Source organism: Glaciimonas sp. OK215 (assembly GCF_057787885.1).
The window spans coordinates 1,336,133-1,352,728 of record NZ_CM173544.1 but is presented as its reverse complement, the minus strand read 5'-3'; the positions used below and the strand labels follow the sequence as shown (position 1 = coordinate 1,352,728).

Sequence of the window (16,596 nt, the reverse complement as noted above, 5' to 3'; positions counted from 1 at the left end):
CACAAGGCATGGGATGACAAAATTTCAGCGCGGATGGCTTGTTGCCGGGCATGCCTCATTATTTGCAACTCCAAACCATTTATTGCAATGCAGCAACAATTACTTGACAGCCCGACGGAACCGTTTAAAATAAAATTGTTGCGTCGCACAATTCATATTGCTTTGTAGCGCTGTTACTGCGTTGTTACTGAGCAATCAATAGTGTTTGCAATATCCGCTAGTTCCTCACTTACCCCTGCAGAATCACTGGAGAAGCCATGTCTACCATCGCCGAACAATTTTCATCCGCAGCTAAAGCCAATCTTGAAGCCAATCTGGCGCTATTCACCAATTTCACTGCTAAAGCTTTTGAAGGCGTGGAAAAACTGGTAGAGCTGAATTTGACTGCAGCAAAAGCTTCTTTCGAAGACTCCAGCGCGTCGACTCAAAAACTCTTGACCGCAAAAGATCCCCAGGAATTTTTCTCGCTGAGCGTAGCGCAAGCCCAACCCAACACCGAAAAAGTGATCGCCTACGGCCGTCATTTCGCCAGTATCGCATCGGCGACCCAGGCTGAACTGACCAAGGCTGCAGAAGCGCAAGTTGCCGAAACCAAACGCAAAGCGGTTGAATTGATCGAGCAAGTGTCGAAAAGCGCGCCACCTGGCAGCGAAGGCGCGATTGCCTTCGTCAATGCCGCCATCGGCAATGCCAGCGCCGGCTACGAACAATTTACCAAGAGCACCAAGCAGGCGGTGGAAGCAATCGAAAGCAATGTCAACAGCGCCGTCGATCAATTGTCGCAAGCTACGGCCAAGTCAGCCGCACGTAACACCAAGAAATAATTTTCAGCAACCGGAACGGCGTTGATGGCCGGACCCGACCTGCTAAGAATGGGAAGTCAGGTGGTGCCCAGGTAGAACTTATCCGGGCACCATCGGCATTCTCGCATCAACGTCAAGAACGCCACCTTCGCGCATCGCGGCGACCCGCAGCAAATCGGAAATTCCATACGCAAGTTCATCGCATGGCGGAAGCAAAGCAATTTACCACCGAGACTCAGCGCTGCCCTAAGATGACCATTTCCTGCCCAGTTCCTCAAGTCCGGCTTTTTTTAAATCCTCCGGCGCCATCACCACCCTTAACTCGACACTGGCATTAAAGGTGAGAAAAAATGGTTCGGCAAACATCGGGATTTTCGAAGGATCATCCAGATCGACGATCAAGAGCGCAGAACGTTGCCCTTGCTGTTCAGTGAAGTAAACCGCCTCCGGTTTTAACTCCTCCAGAATCTGGCCTATTTTCTGGCCGGCGGAACCGTCCCTGACGGCGGTGTTGAACTCGGTGTTAGGAAACTTGACATTCAATAGCATGCGCATGATTGCCTCCTCAGAAATTTTGATAAATCCCCTGTCAAAGGTGTTGATTAACCCTTGTAAAGCCAATTTCCATTGTAGGATTTTTCGCTAATTTAGATACCCATCATTTCGCGTTAATCTGATTGCTGTCCGGTAATGAAACTACGCATTCGTATTCTTTGCGAACTTGAGGTGCGTCACCTTTGGCGCGGCGACCGTCCGCACGAGATCGAGGCCGGACAGGTTGTCGCCGACACCATCGAACAAGCGCTCACCGCTGCCGAGGAGCGTCGGCACGAGATTGATTTCCATCTCGTCCACGAGTCCAGCCGCGAGATACTGCTGGGCAGCTTGCGCACCGCCGGCGAGCGACACATCCTTACCGCCGGCGGCTTGCCGGGCCTGTTCGAGCGCCGCCTGTATGCCGCCCGTGACGAATGTGAAGGTCGTCCCTCCGTCAAGTTCGAGTGGTTCACGTGCATGGTGCGTGAGCACGAACACCGGATGATGGAACGGCGGATTGACGCCCCACCAGCCATTCCATGGATTCTTGGCATCCCAGGGCCCCGGGTGCCCGCCAAACATGTTGCGCCCCATCACCGTGGCGCCGATGTTGGCGAGCGACTCCTTGACGACCGGGCTGCTTGCGTTGACCTCCCCACCTTCCAGGCCAAGGAGCGCACGGAACTCCGCGAGCCGGAATGCCCACTCGTGAAGGCGCCCGCCGCCGATGCCGAGCGGGTTCTCCAGGCTCTGGCTGGGACCGGCAACAAAGCCGTCGAGTGACATCGAGATTTTTAAGCGCAGCTTTGACATGTCTCATCTCCTAGATTGACCTGCCACACCTGAAGCGACGCGAATGAAGCTTGAGGTTTTCAACTCAAGGCTCAGAGCCGGATTTGAGGGCAGGCCATGAAAGAGTTTAGCAAATTTCGCGGGAAGCGATGGCCATGGTTTCAGTGCTGCGGCATACCTCGCCCACTCGTCCTGGCCAGGTTGTTGCGCATGTCCTGCAGCGCGTGCAGAAGCTCGCTGATCTCATCCTTGCCGATCACTTCAAGGTGGGATCCAAGCTCTCCTGCAGAAACCGTTTTGGCAATCGACAAGGCGCCTTGCAGCGGTTGCGTAATGCTACGCGCGATCAGCCACGCAAACACAGCAGCGATGCACAACGCCGCTGATCCGGCCATCAACAGCAGCATCATTAATTGCCTGCCCGCAGCAACGTTGGCCTCTAGCGCCTGGCGGGACGCGGCATGCTGAATCTCGACAAACTTGTTGAGCGCAATTAATTGCTGTTGAAGCATGGGGTCGATGACGGTGGACAGGATCTTTGCCGCACCGTCGTTATTAAAGGAAAACGCCTCGCCCATCGCGTCGCCGAGAGGGACTTCGATTTTTTTGTCCAGCTGCGCAATGCCGGACATGATGTTTTTTTCGACATCAGTGAGTCCGATCGCTTCCAATGTTCCCCGTGCTTCCGCAAAGCGTTTGTGCAGGTTCCTGACGTTGTCGCCGCCGAGATGCATGGCACGGACATCCGATTGAAGTGAAATATTCCTCATCGCTATGCCGCCTTCGAGCAGCACACTCTTCATCGTGCTTGCCAGCTGTTCTTTGGTGTTGGCAAGCTCCAGTCCATTGATCAGTTTGTCTCTGTCATTGCTGCCGATAACATTGCTGGTGACGAGTACCGCGATCAGCATCAACAAGACGATGCCGAAACCCATCGCCAGTCGTGCGCCTATGGATAAATTACGCAAATGCATGCTGCTTCCTCTCGTTTAAATTTCCACGCTGTTCTCTCGTCATGACGCCTTCGCCCAGTAATTTAAAGCAACGCCCGTAGTCCATTCCGTATTTGTAGCGCCGCCAATCTATCGCACCAAATGACTGGCTATTGCCATTACAAACATTGACAATGTCCTGGTGCATTGATGATGATGTTGTTTGAATTGAATGACAAATGCTTTTTTTGCACCAGCGTGGTTACATAAAGGTACCGGAAGATATGTCCTTACCCCCTCTTAATGCACTACGGGCCTTTGAAGCGGCAGCCAGGCTCGGAAGCTTTCGCGCGGCCGCCGATGAGTTGTATGTGACGCACCCGGTAATCAGCCGCCATATACGCGGCCTGGAAGATCGTCTGCGCGTCAAGCTATTCGAAAAATCTGCGCGCGGCGTATTGCTCACAATGAACGGGCAGCGTTACTTTAAAAGAATTACGTTGGCATTTCGCGAGATACTGGAAGCGACGCATGAGGCTTCATCCCGCCCGCATTCGACCTGGTTGCGCTTGGCGGTCGTGCCGGGATTGGCAACCAGATGGCTGACCCCACGGCTCAACCAATTTAAGGAAGTCGCACCGCAAATATCTATCGGGTTAGAGCCGACCAAGCAGTTTGATTGCGTCACGCGTGGTGACGCTGACATTGGGATCGGCTATGGCAGCATGGTTGATTTTGTCGGTGAAATACAAACGCTTTACTGTCCAACCGTATTTCCGGTTTGCAGCCCCGGTTATTTGCGTGGCAAACCTCATCCCGTCGACATCCAGGACCTGCTTGCCACCAATCTTATCCACGAAGATCAGGGGGCTACGTGGACGAACTGGTTCAATTCCCAAGGCATTCATTTCAGCTGCCAGGACTTTATTTGTTATGCAACAGCGAACCAGGCCATTGAAGTTGCACTTGCAGGGCAAGGCGTAGCCCTGGCGAATGAACTGCTGGTGCATGACGAACTTAGCTGTGGTCGTCTTATCAGATTGGTCGGTGACTGCGATTCGAATATCGGCTACCAGTTAATCCTGAGATCAGGCGCCATATCCGCACCTGCGCGCGCATTCTGTCATTGGCTTCAAGCCTCTCTGACAGCGCACAGGAGCATCGCCCCCCTGACGAATACAGAACGGATCATGGCCCGCGTGAATGGAGGCGACGCGGGGTACGCCGTTCGAACCAATTCGGCCCACGGTGCATTGCACCAGGTCCGGTGGTAGGGTGCAATAGAGCAGCACATGCCAGAATTAACCAATCAAGCCCTGTCGTTAGTAAATCGAATGGAAAACCTGAGCGATAGCCAACGCGCCATGCTGGTGCAGCTATTCGGGAAAGTTGCGACTGCTATGGGAAAATTAAATCAAAAAGATCACAAGGCCATCGAAAAATTCTTGATTGAAATTCTATAAGTCCGTAAGAAGACATTTTCAGGAGTAACAAAATGAGCAGCGTCACCGTGTATGAACTTGAAGCCTAAGATATGCACAACGACAAGATGAAGAAATCGCGCCGCTGGGGAACGCTTGAGGTGTCCGGCAAAATGAGACCACAGCACCGGCAATCTTCACACCGCCAAAAATCAGGTCTCGGGACATAGGTCGCTTGTAAACAGTGTATGGAAAGCTTGCCGTGGGAGCGCTCACGTTCTCAGCGTAGTTGATCAGGCCATTCAAGATCGCGCTGATTCCCCGTCGACTAGCCCTCCGGCGGAGCTCAGTCCAGATCAAGCACAGTCTGCTCTCGCCACCAGCGCCGCCCTGCCTGCGGCGCGTTCAGGCTGAGCGGCTCGCCCATCTGCGGCGTGCTGACCGGTACACCCTGCTGGCCGGCCAGCGCAACGATGCGCTCGAACGGGTCTTGCCAGGCATGCATGGCCAGGTCGAAGGTGCCGTTATGCACCGGCAGCAGCTGCTTGCCGCGCAGATCCAGGTGGGCTTGCAGGGTCTGCTCCGGCTGCATGTGCACATCCGGCCAGTCATGGTCGTAGGCGCCGGTTTCTATCATGGTCAGGTCGAAGGGGCCGAAGCGCTTGCCGATCTCCTTGAAGCCGTCGAAATAGCCGCTGTCGCCACTGAAGAACAGGCGCAGATCGTCATCCAATATCACCCAAGAAGCCCACAGGGTCCGGTTGCCGTCGGTGAGGCCGCGTCCTGAAAAATGCCGCGCCGGTGTCGCCACAAGGTGCAAGCCCGCCACCCGGGTACTTTGCCACCAGTCTAGTTGCTGCACCTTCTCTGCTGGCACGCCCCATTTGACCAGGGTATCACCCACGCCCAGCGGCGTGATGAAATGCTTTACCTTGCCAGCCAGTTGAAGGATGGCGTCATAATCCAAATGATCATAATGGTCATGCGACAAGATCACGCCCTTGATGGGAGGTAGTTCGGCAACGCTGATCGGCGGCTCGTGGAAACGCTTAGGTCCCATCCACTGCAAAGGTGAGGCGCGTTCGGAAAACACAGGATCGGTCAGCCAGAATTCGCCGCGCAGCTTCAGTAGCATGGTGGAATGCCCCAGACGGAACAGCGAACGATCCGGCGCGGCCAGCAATTGCTCGCTGCTGATCGCCAGTACCGGGATGGGCTGGGCCGGCACCGTGCCGGCCGGTTTATCGAAGGCGAAGCGCCACAGGACCTGCAAGGTCTTCCACAAGCCGACTCTTTGCACGGGATGATGATTCCTGAACTTGCCATCGCGGTGCTGCGAAGATGGGGTGTGGGTGTGGATATGCGTATCGACTGCTGCGAGTGTTTCACTTGCCATGTTCGTCGTCCTGTTTACGATGCCGGTTATTTGTTGGTTCCCTGCTACTGAAAGGCAAGGACTAATTACACTACACAGTGTAGTTTTATGTCGAGAAAAAGTAAACTGCTTAGTGTAAAATAATTTGTAACCAGGATATGAATACCATGACAACACTCCCAAAACTGACCGACCGCAAGCGCGAAGCTATCTTGCAAGCAGCCATCGCCGAATTCCGCAGCAGCGGCTTTGAAGCCACCAGCATGGACAAGATTGCCGCCAGCGCGGAGGTATCCAAGCGCACCGTGTACAACCACTTTCCCAGCAAGGACGACCTGTTCGCGGCCATCCTGCAGCAGTTATGGGAATGCACCGTGGCAGTGACAGAATCCGCCTACCGCAAGGACCTCCCTCTGCGCAGCCAACTGCTGGAACTGACGCAGCAAAAAATGCGCATGCTGAGCGATGCCAGCTTCATGAACCTGGCCAGGGTGGTGATCGCAGAAGGCATCCATTCCCCACAACGCGCGCAAGACATGATCGCGCGCATGGGCATGCGCGAAGAAGGCGTCACCGCCTGGATACGCGCCGCACAACAGGACGGCAAGCTCAAACCGGCCGACCCGGAATTCGCAGCCCATTTGCTGCAGGGACAACTGAAGCTCTTCGCCTTCTGGCCCCAACTGGCGTTGGGGCAGGCGCCGTTGTCGGACGCGGAGCAGGCGATGATTGTGCAGACTGCGGTGGATATGTTCTTGGCTTATTTTGAACGACGGTAAGTTTTGAATTTACCATTTGCGGCCAGAGCCCCGAAATATGGTATCTAGACTAAGGCTTGTTGACTTTCATCTGAGAGCAAGCCCATTCGAGCACCCACTCGTAACTTGTAAGACACAAGATGAAGCAATAACCCGGGCGAAGAAAATTCACGGGAGTAAGGGAGCTGCGTGGCAATCGCCCGACTACTTCAGCGTCCCCGATAGAAATTGCTGAAGCCTTTCGCTCGATGGATTAGCGAGAATCCGACGCGGATCGCCCTGCTCCTCAATCTGTCCTTTATGCAGGAAAACGAGATGATTGGACACTTCGCGTGCGAATCCCATTTCGTGGGTCACGACAACCATGGTGCGACCTTCTTCGGCCAGTTTCTGCATGACCTTGAGGACTTCACCAACCAGTTCCGGATCAAGCGCGGAAGTCGGTTCATCAAACAGCATCACTTCAGGTTCCATCGCCAGCGCGCGGGCGATCGCGACACGTTGCTGCTCGCCACCCGACAGGCGTGACGGATGAAAATCCTTGCGATGATAGACGCCGACTTTTTCCAGATACAGTTCGGCTTTTGCGATGGCCTCGTCGCGGCTTTGCTTGAGCACATGTATCGGCGCCTCGATCACGTTTTCCAGCACGGTCATATGTGCCCATAGATTGAAGTGCTGGAACACCATCGCGATACGCGCGCGAAAATTCTGCAATTGACGCAGGTCGGCAGCGACCAGGCTGTGGTCTTTTCCAGTCTTCAGCCTGAGCTGTTCGCCATTCAGCGAAATGCTCCCGGCATACGGCAACTCCAGCAAATTGATACAACGCAGAAAGGTACTTTTCCCGGAACCGCTGGAACCGATGATGCTGATGACATCGCCCGATTTTGCAGCAATGGAAACACCACGCAAGACTTCGTTGCTGCCATAGCGTTTATGCAGATTACTTACGGCGAGTTTGTCCATGATGATTTGAATGAGATATGGTTACAGGGCAAGCAACTTGCCGGTACGAAACGGGACGCTACCGGCAACCTTGCGGTTTAAGATGTGACAACCAGCGCTGTTCAGCTTGACGAAACAGGCCGACCAGCGCGAAGGTGACGAACAGATACAGCAAGCCGGCCAGCCCGAACGAATAGAATGACTTGAAGGTGTCAGCATTGGCGTCACGCGCTATTTTGAGCAAATCGGGCACGGTGGCGGCAAAAGCGACGGAGGTGCTGTGCAGCATAATAATCACTTCATTCGACAGTGACGGCAATGCGCGCCGCAATGCGCCCGGCAAAATAATGCGGCAGTACAGCGTGAACTGTGACATGCCATACGCACGTCCGGCTTCGATTTCGCCATTGGGCGTCGCCCGAATCGCACCCGCAATAACTTCCGTTGTATAGGCACAGGTATTGAGAACGAAGGCCAGAATCGTGCAGTTGAAACCCTGGCGGAAAAACAGGTTCAGAAATTCCGTGTCGTGCACGATGCGAAGGCTGTATACCCCGGAATAAAAGAACAGCAGTTGCACGTAGAGCGGGGTGCCGCGAAAAACAAAGGTGTACAGCCGCACCGGAGTGGACAGGAATTTTCTTTTCGACACCCGTGCCACCGCCAACGGGACCGCGAGACAGAAACCAATGCTCATGCAGAGCACCAGCATCCAGAGCGTGACCGCAAGGCCGGTCATGTGGAAGCCATCCGTATACAGGTAGGCCCGCCAGTAATCGCTGATTAATTGGATCATAGTTCTGCCTCACGCTGTCCGATCGCATAGCGGCGCTCAAGCCGCGCGAGAATCATGTTTGTGGCGCTGGTTACCGCCAGATACAGGACCCCGGTCAAGGCGATGAAAAAAAAGAATTGGGAAGTGGCGCGCCCGGCCTGATCGGACAAGCGTACAAGATCGTTCAGGCCGATGATCGAGACCAGCGCAGTGCTCTTCAGCAGCACCTGCCAGTTGTTGGCAATGCCGGGCAAGGCAAAGCGCATCATCTGTGGAAACAAGATGCGATGAAACACCTGAAAATGCGTCATGCCGAACGCAAACCCGGCTTCGACCGGCCCTTTTGGCACCGCCAGATACGCACCGCGAAAGGTTTCGGAAAAATAGGCGCCGTATATGAAGCCCAGCGTCAATATGCCGGCCGAAAAAGGATTGATCGTTATCTGGGTCAGGCCCAGCGCTTCGGTCAGGTTGTTGAAGACCATTTGCATGCCGTAAAACACCAGCAGCATCGTGACCAGATCCGGCACTCCCCGAATCAAGGTCGTATAGATCATCGCCAGTTTGCGCAGCATCGCATTCGCAGAGAGCTTGGCGCCGGCCCCCAGCAAGCCGATGACGAACGACACCAGCAAGGCCGAAACCGATAATTCGAGCGTCACGCTCAAGCCCCTCAGCATCTGTGGGCCGTAGCCATATAAAAACATCTTTGTCCCCAGGCAGCCGGCGTGGTTCGCCGACGGCCAATCTTATGGTTTCTTTATCGGAGAGCCGGCATCTGCGGACTCTCCTTTCCTGTGATGCTTTAGAAAAAATCAGTCACCCGAAACATCGAACTCGAAATGCTTGGCCATGATTTTCTTGAACGTGCCATTTGCCTTCAGGTCGGCCAGGGCTTTGTTCAGCGCATTTTTTAAATCCACGTCTTCCTTGCGCAGGCCGAATCCCGTGCCTTTGCCGAAAATTTTCTCATCCTGAACTGCAGGGCCGGCAAAGGAGAAGCCTTGGCCGATCGGCTTTTTCAGGAAGGCTCCGCTGGCCTCGATCGAATCCATGAAGCCGGCGTCAATCCGTCCCGCCTGCAAATCGGCGTAGACCATGTCATTCTTGGCATACGAAACCACTTCAACCCCGGCAACGGCCCATTTTTCCTTCGCATAGGTTTCATGAGTCGATCCTTGCTGAACGCCAATGCGCTTGCCTTTGAGGGATTCCGGTGTCGGCTTCAAGCTGCTGCTGGCCTTGGCGACCAAACGTCCCGGAACGCGCGTAATGCGATTGGAAAAGTCAATTTCTTTCAAGCGTTTTTCGGTAGCGGACATTGACGAGTCGACGGCGTCAAATTTCTTCGCTTTCAGCGCCGGGATCATGCCGTCAAAATCGTTCTCCACCCAAGTGCACCTGGCTTTCAGATCCGCGCAGATTGCTTCGCCCAGGTCGATGTCGAAACCAACCAACTTACCATCCGTGTTCTTGAATTCAAACGGCGCATTGCTTGGATCGGTACCCCAGCGAATCTCGGTAATATCCTTGGCCCCGACACCCAAGGACATCATCATTGCGCTTGCCGCGAATACTGCGGCACTCATTTTCTTCTGCATGCTTATCTCCTGTTGTAGATCTAATGATGGAATTTCATTTGACACGTTGACTTCGTGTTTCTCTGTTTTCAGTACGGCAAATCTATCGGGCTTGCATGCCTGCTCCCGCAAACCTTTATGGCACATTACATTTTACATTTTATATTACTTGAAAATTTTTGTGTCAAATTTATGCAAACTGATTCGCATTGCGCAAGACGCAAGGCTGGCACGTGCCGGTATCACTTTATGCGAAAGTTTTTATTGCGAAAATTGCTATTAAGGCTGGCGGCAAGGCAAGCAGGCAGGCAACTATCCATTAGGACAAACTACCCCCGCTCCATCGATTTTTCAGCGGCGGAGCCTGCAAAGACTGCAATGGAATTTCAGACGCTCGGCAGCATTTTTACTTGCCTGGGAGCATTCCTTCGGCTGGGTCCGCAAAGATGGCCGTGACAGTTTCTTGATTTTGGTGAACCCATGCCCGGTACATGCCGGACGTATTGAACGGCATCGCCAGATTGCCATGTTGATCGATGGCGATGACGCCGCCGCGCCCGCCGATCGCGCCAAGCCGCTCCATCACGGCTTGACTGGCCGCCAGGTTCAACGCTTGCTTTCCATACTTGATGCACGCGGCAATGTCATACGCCAGCACTGTTCGAATGAAATGCTCGCCGGTCCCGGTGGCCGAGACGGCGACGCTGCCGTTGTCGGCATAACAGCCGGCACCGATGAGCGGCGAGTCACCGACTCTTCCCGGCCGCTTGTTGGTCATCCCGCCGGTAGAAGTTGCTGCGGCGAGATTACCGAACCGATCGCGTGCAACAGCGCCGACGGTACCGAATTTTTGGTTGGGATCAATCGGATCGGCACTCGGCTGACCGCTTGCCGATGCACCATCGTGATCCAATTGCGCTGTGACAGAAGACTGACGCGCACTCAGCAGTTGCTCCAGCCGATGTGGCGTGGCGAAATATTCCGGAGGAAGTGCCTCAATGCCGCATTCACGCGCAAATCGCTCGGCGCCGGCACCACTCATAAGAACGCAATCCGTCTTTTCCATCACGGCGCGCGCCAGTAATATCGGGTTGCCAACCGTGCTGACTCCCGCCACTGCACCCGCAGAAAGCGTGCTCCCGTCCATCACGCTCGCGTCCATTTCATGCAAGCCATCGGCGGTATACACCGAGCCATGTCCTGCGTTGAATAGCGGGCAGTTTTCCAGCGCGACGACTGCCGCTGTCACGGCGTCAATGGCGCTACCGTTGTGCGCCAGTATGGCTTCGCCTGCGGCGATCGCTGCGCGCAGGGCTTGGTGATAGGTGTGCTCCATTGCGCCGCTCCTTGTGGGGGAGATAGTGCCGGCGCCGCCGTGAATTGCAAGAACGTAGGACTTGTTCATTTCTGTGTCGTTTGCTTTCCCTCGCGGCCTGTCGATATGACGCGAGAAACGTATGGTTACAACGGATGGTTACAAAGGAAGGTCATTTCATGTACAAATAAGAAAGCACGCTTTCATTCAGATCCGACGAAATCCGGACTGCTTCTTTGCTGCGGGTCATCACCAGGCTGATGACGCATTCGATGATGGCCATGGCGGCGATACTGGAACTGCTCAGCAGAGCATGCTCGGCCGGTGTGTAAATCAGGTGTTGGGCCACCCCGCGCAGAGGCGAGGCGGGTGAGTCGGTGATGGCCACGACGACCGCGCCGCGCTCCACCGCAAATCGCGCCAGCCGCACGGTGTCCAGGGAATAGCGCGGCAGCGAGATCGCGATCAGTACATCGTCCGGCCCTATGGCCGTCAAGCGATAGGCAGCCTGCTCATTGCCGCCTTCCATGCTGATAGCGGTAGCCAGACCGCAATACGGCATCAACCCGCTAGCCAGAGCGCCTGCCAGATAAGAGCTGACGCCAAAGCCAAGCACATAGACACGCTTGCCGTTGGAAATCGCTTCGACCGCCTTTTCAAAAGACACTTCCGTGTTTGCGCTGGTGACCAGCCGCAAATTCTCGATGCCGGCATCCAGCATTTCCGACAGCGAATATTCGCCTGAAGGCCGTTGTGCCAGTTCTGCTTTCAACTTGTCGACCGGTGAGACCGCGTCCTGCAGCGTAGCAACCAGCGCAGCCCGCATGCCGGTGAAACCGCCGCACTCAATCGCGCGCGCAAGCCTGTTGACGGCTGCGGGCGAGGTGCCGGTGGCCTGTGCAAGATCTTCGATCGTCATGGTGGCCGCTCTGAACGGATGGCGCAAAACGTAGTCAGCAACCGTGCGCAAGGCTGGCGGAAGCTCTGGCATGACTTGTGCAATCTTGCGCATCACCGGGGTCTCGAAAACCGCGAGATTGTTTTGTAGTTTTGTCTTCATTATTTTTAATAATACCATTTCGTGAAAATTAATGTGTCATCATTTTGCTTTTGACTGCACCTCCGCATTTCCGGGCAGCGCACGAACAGGTTCGGGAAGGAAACAAATCAACCAGCAACTTCGTGTCGCACGATAGTCATAGGGCCAATGCGCTACGATTTGACGCCCAGGAGGCTGGCTTGAGCAAGTTTAGCGGAATAGACCTGTACGCGAATAGCCAAGTAGCGTCTGTCGCTGTCAAGGTCGAATGAGCGCTGTCGACCGAGGCCGTGTAAAAACGCATAAATGTGTTTTTTGGAGTTGGCGTGGCCTCATTTGGGTCTATGCAAAGGCGCAGCAAGGGCTTTCCATGCTTTGGATTCCAGGCTCCGATCCATCATTCAAACTACTGGCAACGATTCGATGTGTCGTCTGGAACCGGCAACCATGCGTGATCCCGATACCAGGAAACGACTTCACGCAGCGTGTCGTCGATCGGTCTGAGTTTCAAGCCTAATTCGCGTTCGCTCTTGGTGTGATTGAAGCGGGTGCGGCCTGCCTCTTTGACCATCAGTCGCACGGTGGCAATACTGAGCAGGATCGGCTTGCCGGTGATCCGCGCATAGATTTCCTGCAAGCCTGCGAACGCAAACAAAAGTGGCAAGGGCAGCATCCGCTTCGGTGTGGCGACCCTGGCAATCCGGCCGATCAGTGGAATCAGTTCACGCATTGTCATGTGGCGGCCCGCTGCGAGATAACGCTCGCCGCTGCGCCCGCGCTCTGCGGCGGCAATGTGCGCCAGCGCGACATCGCGGGCGTCAACCACAGAAAAACTTCCGGGCACAAGGCCTGGCAACTTTCCAAGAACGGTGTCAAGCGCCACCTGTCCCGAGGATGTCGGACCGATGTCTCCTGGCCCCCACATCCATCCGGGCAGAACAAAGCTTGCGTGCATTTCGGGAGATTTTTCAAGGAAGGCCAGGACCGCGTGATCGGCAAGAATCTTGCTGCGGTAGTAGTCATCCGCATCTGCGGGATCGCGATCGTTGGTTTCATCGATCAGCGCGCCCGGCAGACCGTTTAACACAGCGATGGAAGATGTCTGCACAAAGCGCCTGACACCAGCGCGATGGGCCAGCTCAATGAGCGTTGCGGTCCCGTTCACGTTGATGCGTTTCAGCGTTTTCCAATGGCCGCCGCCCTTGTAATTGTCCCGGAAAAAGGCGGCGGTATGGAAGACGACATCGCAGCCTTGCAAGGCCGCAGAGAAAGCGTCGACATTCGCCATGTCGCCAATCACAAGTTCAATACCCGACAAACCACTGAATTGGAGAGCGGCCTTTTCCTGCGAGCGCACGAGAGCCTTAACGGCGACTCCGCGACTTAGCAGTTCACGCACAAGATTGTTGCCAAGGAGCCCGGTGGCCCCTGTTACGAAGGCGGTTTGTATTTTCATGCTTGTTCCCAAACGACGATTGGACTTAAGATAGCAGTTGATATCTGAAATTATATCAATTGAAATCCAAAACTCAATTGATATTTGAATTTATATTTATTTACATTGAGATGAGCCAGCAAACCACAAAAAAACGCTTAAACCGCGAGCAAAGCCAAGCGCAGACACGTGAACGTCTGATTCAGGCAGCACGAAAACTGTTCGTGCAACACGGGTTTGGGGGAGCATCGATTCGCGACATTGCCGAGGAAGCCGGCTACTCGCAGGGCGCCTTCTACTCAAATTTTGCTGATAAGGACGCCATCCTGCTTGAACTGCTGCGCGGACACATGGAGGCCGAGGCCGCGCAACTAGCCTCCGTATTTGCAACGGACGGGCTTACCGGCGATGAAGTGCTTGATGCACTGGATGAATGGGCAGCCACGCTGCATGCGGACGCCGACTGGGCCATGCTCTCTATCGAGCTGCAGTTGCACGCCAATCGCAGCCCCGCTTTCGCTGCAGAATATGGGGCAGTCTGGACAGCGCACCGCGTCGCACTCGGCCGCGTTATCGGCCGCTTGTTTGAGCATCTGGCCCTGGTGCCGCCAGCAGAACCAGAGGAACTGGCGACCGGGTTCATGGCACTGGCTCACGGACTCGGGCTACAACGTGCGGCCATCCATCCCGATCCGGCCGGCCGGATGATCATGCTATTTCTGCGTGGTTTGATTGCCAGTGCGGAAGGTACTGCCAGATGCGTCTCCAAGGTCTAGCGCGATGAACTCAACGAAGGTGCGGATGCGATTTGACATCTGATGTCGCTGAGAATAGACAGCAAAAATATCAGCGTTTGGCGTATCGTAGTCAGGCAATACCCGGACCAGTGTCCCGTCATCCAGGTATTGTTTGATATCCCACTCGGCCCGCATCAAAATCCCATGACCGTGAAGCGCCCACTTCACGGCGATTTCGCCGTCGTTCGTAGTCAGATTGCCGCGAATCTTCACGGTCTCCGTCTTGCGAGACGCACCGCTGCCCGTTGTCAACCGCCACACCCCATACGCTTCGTCGCCTTGCCGTATACCGATACAGTTGTGCCTGGCGAGATCGTGCGCCGTATTCGGCATTCCACGGAGTGCAAGATAAGATGGCGCCGCACACATCAGCCGTCGATTCGGTGCCAGACGACGCGCGATCACGCGCGTGTCCGGAGGCTCGCCGAATCGAATACAAACGTCGAAAGTGTCATCGGTCAACGGCGGTGGGCTGACGGACAATTGTAGCTGCACAGACACCTGCGGATATTGCGCGACGAAACGGGAAATAGCATCCGCAACATGGCTGCGGCCAAATCCAAGCGTCGCGTTGACGCGCAGCAGCCCTCTTGGACGTTTTTTCGCGCTGCCGAGCAGTTCGGCCAGTTCGTCTATGTCGTCGAGAATGCGACGTGCATACTCCAAATAGACCTCTCCCTCCGGCGTGAGCATCATCCGACGCGTGGTCCGATTGATGAGCGCCACGCCCGCACGACTTTCCATTTGCGTTAAATGCTTGCTGATGGCAGCCGCCGTCAGGCCCAACTCACGTGCTGCGGCGCTCAAGCTGCCGGACGCAGCAAGCGTTGAGAAAAAGCTTAAATCGGACGGTTGGACAGTTTCATTCATGGCGCGCACTTGTGAATAAAAGTTAAGGATGCCTTGAGTTTAGCACCGGTTTTAACGAAAAAAACTGGCTATAGTTCGCTCACCCCAACACCATCTTGAAGGTACGGCTGACATGAAAACTTATCGCATCGCGACAATTCCCGGTGACGGCATCGGCAAGGAAGTCGTTCCGGCCGGCCGGCAAGTCCTGGAAGCGCTTGCCAAGGCAAGCAAAACTTTTGCGTTCGAATTCGAGGACTTTGACTGGGGCGGCGACTATTACCGCAAGACCGGCGTAATGATGCCCGAGGATGGCCTTGACGCTTTGCGGGACAAGGACGCGATCCTGTTCGGGTCGGCAGGCGACCCCGATATTCCGGATCACATCACGCTGTGGGGCCTGCGCCTGAAGATCTGCCAGGGGTTCGATCAGTATGCCAACGTCCGACCGACCCGCATCCTGCCCGGAATTGATGGTCCGCTGAAGCGCTGCAAACAGGAGGACCTGAACTGGGTAATCGTGCGTGAAAACTCCGAAGGCGAGTATTCAGGCGTAGGTGGTCGCGTCCATCAGGGGCATCCGATCGAAGCAGCGACGGACGTGTCCATGATGACGCGCGCTGGCGTCGAGCGGATCATACGCTTTGCGTTCCGCCTGGCACAATCGCGTCCGAGAAAGCTGCTGACGGTGATCACGAAGAGCAATGCGCAACGGCACGCCATGGTGATGTGGGACGAGATCGCGGTGCAGATTGCAAAGGAATTTCCCGACGTCACATGGGACAAGGAGTTGGTCGATGCGGCGACAGCGCGTATGGTAAATCGCCCGGCATCGCTCGACACGATCGTCGCGACCAACCTGCACGCGGATATTCTCAGCGATCTGGCGGCCGCGCTGGCCGGCAGCCTGGGAATCGCGCCAACGGCCAACATTGATCCCGAGCGTCGTTACCCGTCCATGTTCGAGCCAATCCACGGTTCAGCATTCGACATTATGGGCAAGGGCCTGGCCAATCCGGTCGGCACTTTCTGGTCAGTCGTGATGCTGCTCGATCATCTTGGCGAATCTGACGCCGCAAAACGTGTCATGCAGGCAGTCGAATCGGTTACCGCCGACACCTCCCTTCACACGCGTGACCTGGGTGGTACGGCAACGACGGCGCAGGTAACTGCCGCTGTTTGCGCATTGCTCATGAAGTCCGAAGCAACGCTGGGCAGAGTGGCGGCGTAAGCACAACAA

Annotated in this window: 18 protein-coding genes; 6 read left to right on the top strand and 12 right to left on the bottom strand. The window is 55.3% G+C overall.

The window, feature by feature from the left end:
* Positions 1-257: 257 nt before the first annotated feature.
* Complete coding sequence (gene phaP / locus AC3CHX_RS06005) at positions 258-824, top strand: TIGR01841 family phasin (RefSeq protein WP_488643175.1); 567 nt, start codon at positions 258-260, stop codon at positions 822-824.
* A gap of 225 nt (positions 825-1,049) precedes the next feature.
* On the opposite strand, the gene AC3CHX_RS06000 is transcribed toward phaP, so the two are convergent.
* From AC3CHX_RS06000 to AC3CHX_RS05990, 3 genes are all read right to left on the bottom strand, one after another.
* On the bottom strand, positions 1,050-1,358 hold the full coding sequence (locus AC3CHX_RS06000) for a panthothenate synthetase (protein WP_488643174.1): 309 nt from the start codon (positions 1,356-1,358) through the stop codon (positions 1,050-1,052).
* A gap of 141 nt (positions 1,359-1,499) precedes the next feature.
* Positions 1,500-2,153 carry a dihydrofolate reductase family protein gene (locus tag AC3CHX_RS05995; protein WP_488643173.1) on the bottom strand — a complete coding sequence of 218 codons (654 nt, stop codon included), beginning with the start codon at positions 2,151-2,153 and terminating at the stop codon, positions 1,500-1,502.
* A gap of 140 nt (positions 2,154-2,293) precedes the next feature.
* Complete coding sequence (locus AC3CHX_RS05990; RefSeq protein WP_488643172.1) at positions 2,294-3,106, bottom strand: HAMP domain-containing protein; 813 nt, start codon at positions 3,104-3,106, stop codon at positions 2,294-2,296.
* A gap of 197 nt (positions 3,107-3,303) precedes the next feature.
* Here AC3CHX_RS05990 and AC3CHX_RS05985 point away from each other — a divergent pair, with 197 nt between their 5' ends.
* Both AC3CHX_RS05985 and AC3CHX_RS05980 read left to right on the top strand, forming a co-directional pair.
* On the top strand, positions 3,304-4,338 hold the full coding sequence (locus AC3CHX_RS05985; RefSeq protein ID WP_488643171.1) for a LysR substrate-binding domain-containing protein: 1,035 nt from the start codon (positions 3,304-3,306) through the stop codon (positions 4,336-4,338).
* Between the two features lie 18 nt (positions 4,339-4,356).
* Entirely contained in the window at positions 4,357-4,527 is a 171-nt protein-coding gene (locus AC3CHX_RS05980; RefSeq protein ID WP_488643170.1) for a hypothetical protein, read from the top strand.
* Between the two features lie 304 nt (positions 4,528-4,831).
* Here AC3CHX_RS05980 and AC3CHX_RS05975 read toward each other — a convergent pair whose 3' ends face one another.
* Complete coding sequence (locus tag AC3CHX_RS05975; RefSeq protein WP_488643169.1) at positions 4,832-5,881, bottom strand: MBL fold metallo-hydrolase; 1,050 nt, start codon at positions 5,879-5,881, stop codon at positions 4,832-4,834.
* 146 nt (positions 5,882-6,027) lie between these two features.
* Here AC3CHX_RS05975 and AC3CHX_RS05970 point away from each other — a divergent pair, with 146 nt between their 5' ends.
* Entirely contained in the window at positions 6,028-6,639 is a 612-nt protein-coding gene (locus AC3CHX_RS05970) for a TetR/AcrR family transcriptional regulator (protein ID WP_488643168.1), read from the top strand.
* A 183-nt stretch (positions 6,640-6,822) separates the two neighbouring features.
* Here the strand turns inward: AC3CHX_RS05970 and AC3CHX_RS05965 are convergent, their stop codons facing one another.
* The 7 genes from AC3CHX_RS05965 to AC3CHX_RS05935 all read right to left on the bottom strand — a co-directional run bounded on the left by AC3CHX_RS05965 (position 6,823) and on the right by AC3CHX_RS05935 (position 13,731).
* Positions 6,823-7,587, bottom strand: a complete 765-nt coding sequence (locus AC3CHX_RS05965; RefSeq protein ID WP_488643167.1) for an ABC transporter ATP-binding protein — start codon at positions 7,585-7,587, stop codon at positions 6,823-6,825.
* A 58-nt stretch (positions 7,588-7,645) separates the two neighbouring features.
* A complete protein-coding gene (locus tag AC3CHX_RS05960) occupies positions 7,646-8,362 on the bottom strand; it encodes an ABC transporter permease (RefSeq protein WP_488643166.1) in 717 nt (238 codons plus the stop codon).
* On the bottom strand, positions 8,359-9,048 hold the full coding sequence (locus tag AC3CHX_RS05955) for an ABC transporter permease (RefSeq protein ID WP_488643165.1): 690 nt from the start codon (positions 9,046-9,048) through the stop codon (positions 8,359-8,361). The genes AC3CHX_RS05960 and AC3CHX_RS05955 overlap by 4 nt, the downstream gene beginning before the upstream one ends.
* Before the next feature lie 108 nt (positions 9,049-9,156).
* On the bottom strand, positions 9,157-9,942 hold the full coding sequence (locus AC3CHX_RS05950) for an ABC transporter substrate-binding protein (RefSeq protein WP_488643164.1): 786 nt from the start codon (positions 9,940-9,942) through the stop codon (positions 9,157-9,159).
* A 385-nt stretch (positions 9,943-10,327) separates the two neighbouring features.
* Positions 10,328-11,326: an isoaspartyl peptidase/L-asparaginase family protein gene (locus AC3CHX_RS05945; RefSeq protein ID WP_488643163.1), complete on the bottom strand. Its 999-nt coding sequence runs from the start codon at positions 11,324-11,326 to the stop codon at positions 10,328-10,330.
* An 82-nt stretch (positions 11,327-11,408) separates the two neighbouring features.
* Positions 11,409-12,296: a MurR/RpiR family transcriptional regulator gene (locus AC3CHX_RS05940; RefSeq protein WP_488643162.1), complete on the bottom strand. Its 888-nt coding sequence runs from the start codon at positions 12,294-12,296 to the stop codon at positions 11,409-11,411.
* 385 nt (positions 12,297-12,681) lie between these two features.
* The gene (locus tag AC3CHX_RS05935) at positions 12,682-13,731 is read right to left on the bottom strand and encodes an SDR family oxidoreductase (protein ID WP_488643161.1); all 1,050 of its coding nucleotides are present in this window, start codon (positions 13,729-13,731) and stop codon (positions 12,682-12,684) included.
* Between the two features lie 110 nt (positions 13,732-13,841).
* Here AC3CHX_RS05935 and AC3CHX_RS05930 point away from each other — a divergent pair, with 110 nt between their 5' ends.
* Positions 13,842-14,486 (top strand): TetR/AcrR family transcriptional regulator, encoded by a 645-nt coding sequence (locus AC3CHX_RS05930; protein ID WP_488643160.1) that lies wholly within the window; start codon positions 13,842-13,844, stop codon positions 14,484-14,486.
* On the opposite strand, the gene AC3CHX_RS05925 is transcribed toward AC3CHX_RS05930, so the two are convergent.
* Positions 14,424-15,377, bottom strand: a complete 954-nt coding sequence (locus AC3CHX_RS05925; protein WP_488643159.1) for a LysR substrate-binding domain-containing protein — start codon at positions 15,375-15,377, stop codon at positions 14,424-14,426. The two genes, AC3CHX_RS05930 and AC3CHX_RS05925, sit on opposite strands and share 63 nt — an antisense overlap.
* 112 nt (positions 15,378-15,489) lie before the next feature.
* Between AC3CHX_RS05925 and AC3CHX_RS05920 the strand changes: the two genes are divergently transcribed.
* Positions 15,490-16,587 (top strand): tartrate dehydrogenase, encoded by a 1,098-nt coding sequence (locus tag AC3CHX_RS05920; RefSeq protein WP_488643158.1) that lies wholly within the window; start codon positions 15,490-15,492, stop codon positions 16,585-16,587.
* Positions 16,588-16,596: the final 9 nt, after the last annotated feature.

Bases quoted from the DNA above. Each gene is read 5' to 3' on its own strand.
- AC3CHX_RS05965 (WP_488643167.1), bottom strand. From the start codon at position 7,587: ATGGACAAACTCGCCGTAAGTAATCTGCATAAACGCTATGGCAGCAAC.
- AC3CHX_RS05935 (WP_488643161.1), bottom strand. From the start codon at position 13,731: ATGAAAATACAAACCGCCTTCGTAACAGGGGCCACCGGGCTCCTTGGC.
- AC3CHX_RS05945 (WP_488643163.1), bottom strand. From the start codon at position 11,326: ATGAACAAGTCCTACGTTCTTGCAATTCACGGCGGCGCCGGCACTATC.
- phaP (WP_488643175.1), top strand. From the start codon at position 258: ATGTCTACCATCGCCGAACAATTTTCATCCGCAGCTAAAGCCAATCTT.
- AC3CHX_RS05930 (WP_488643160.1), top strand. From the start codon at position 13,842: ATGAGCCAGCAAACCACAAAAAAACGCTTAAACCGCGAGCAAAGCCAA.
- AC3CHX_RS05955 (WP_488643165.1), bottom strand. From the start codon at position 9,048: ATGTTTTTATATGGCTACGGCCCACAGATGCTGAGGGGCTTGAGCGTG.
- AC3CHX_RS05980 (WP_488643170.1), top strand. From the start codon at position 4,357: ATGCCAGAATTAACCAATCAAGCCCTGTCGTTAGTAAATCGAATGGAA.
- AC3CHX_RS05925 (WP_488643159.1), bottom strand. From the start codon at position 15,377: ATGAATGAAACTGTCCAACCGTCCGATTTAAGCTTTTTCTCAACGCTT.
- AC3CHX_RS06000 (WP_488643174.1), bottom strand. From the start codon at position 1,358: ATGCGCATGCTATTGAATGTCAAGTTTCCTAACACCGAGTTCAACACC.
- AC3CHX_RS05920 (WP_488643158.1), top strand. From the start codon at position 15,490: ATGAAAACTTATCGCATCGCGACAATTCCCGGTGACGGCATCGGCAAG.
- AC3CHX_RS05950 (WP_488643164.1), bottom strand. From the start codon at position 9,942: ATGCAGAAGAAAATGAGTGCCGCAGTATTCGCGGCAAGCGCAATGATG.
- AC3CHX_RS05985 (WP_488643171.1), top strand. From the start codon at position 3,304: ATGCTTTTTTTGCACCAGCGTGGTTACATAAAGGTACCGGAAGATATG.
- AC3CHX_RS05940 (WP_488643162.1), bottom strand. From the start codon at position 12,296: ATGAAGACAAAACTACAAAACAATCTCGCGGTTTTCGAGACCCCGGTG.
- AC3CHX_RS05995 (WP_488643173.1), bottom strand. From the start codon at position 2,153: ATGTCAAAGCTGCGCTTAAAAATCTCGATGTCACTCGACGGCTTTGTT.
- AC3CHX_RS05960 (WP_488643166.1), bottom strand. From the start codon at position 8,362: ATGATCCAATTAATCAGCGATTACTGGCGGGCCTACCTGTATACGGAT.
- AC3CHX_RS05990 (WP_488643172.1), bottom strand. From the start codon at position 3,106: ATGCATTTGCGTAATTTATCCATAGGCGCACGACTGGCGATGGGTTTC.
- AC3CHX_RS05970 (WP_488643168.1), top strand. From the start codon at position 6,028: ATGACAACACTCCCAAAACTGACCGACCGCAAGCGCGAAGCTATCTTG.
- AC3CHX_RS05975 (WP_488643169.1), bottom strand. From the start codon at position 5,881: ATGGCAAGTGAAACACTCGCAGCAGTCGATACGCATATCCACACCCAC.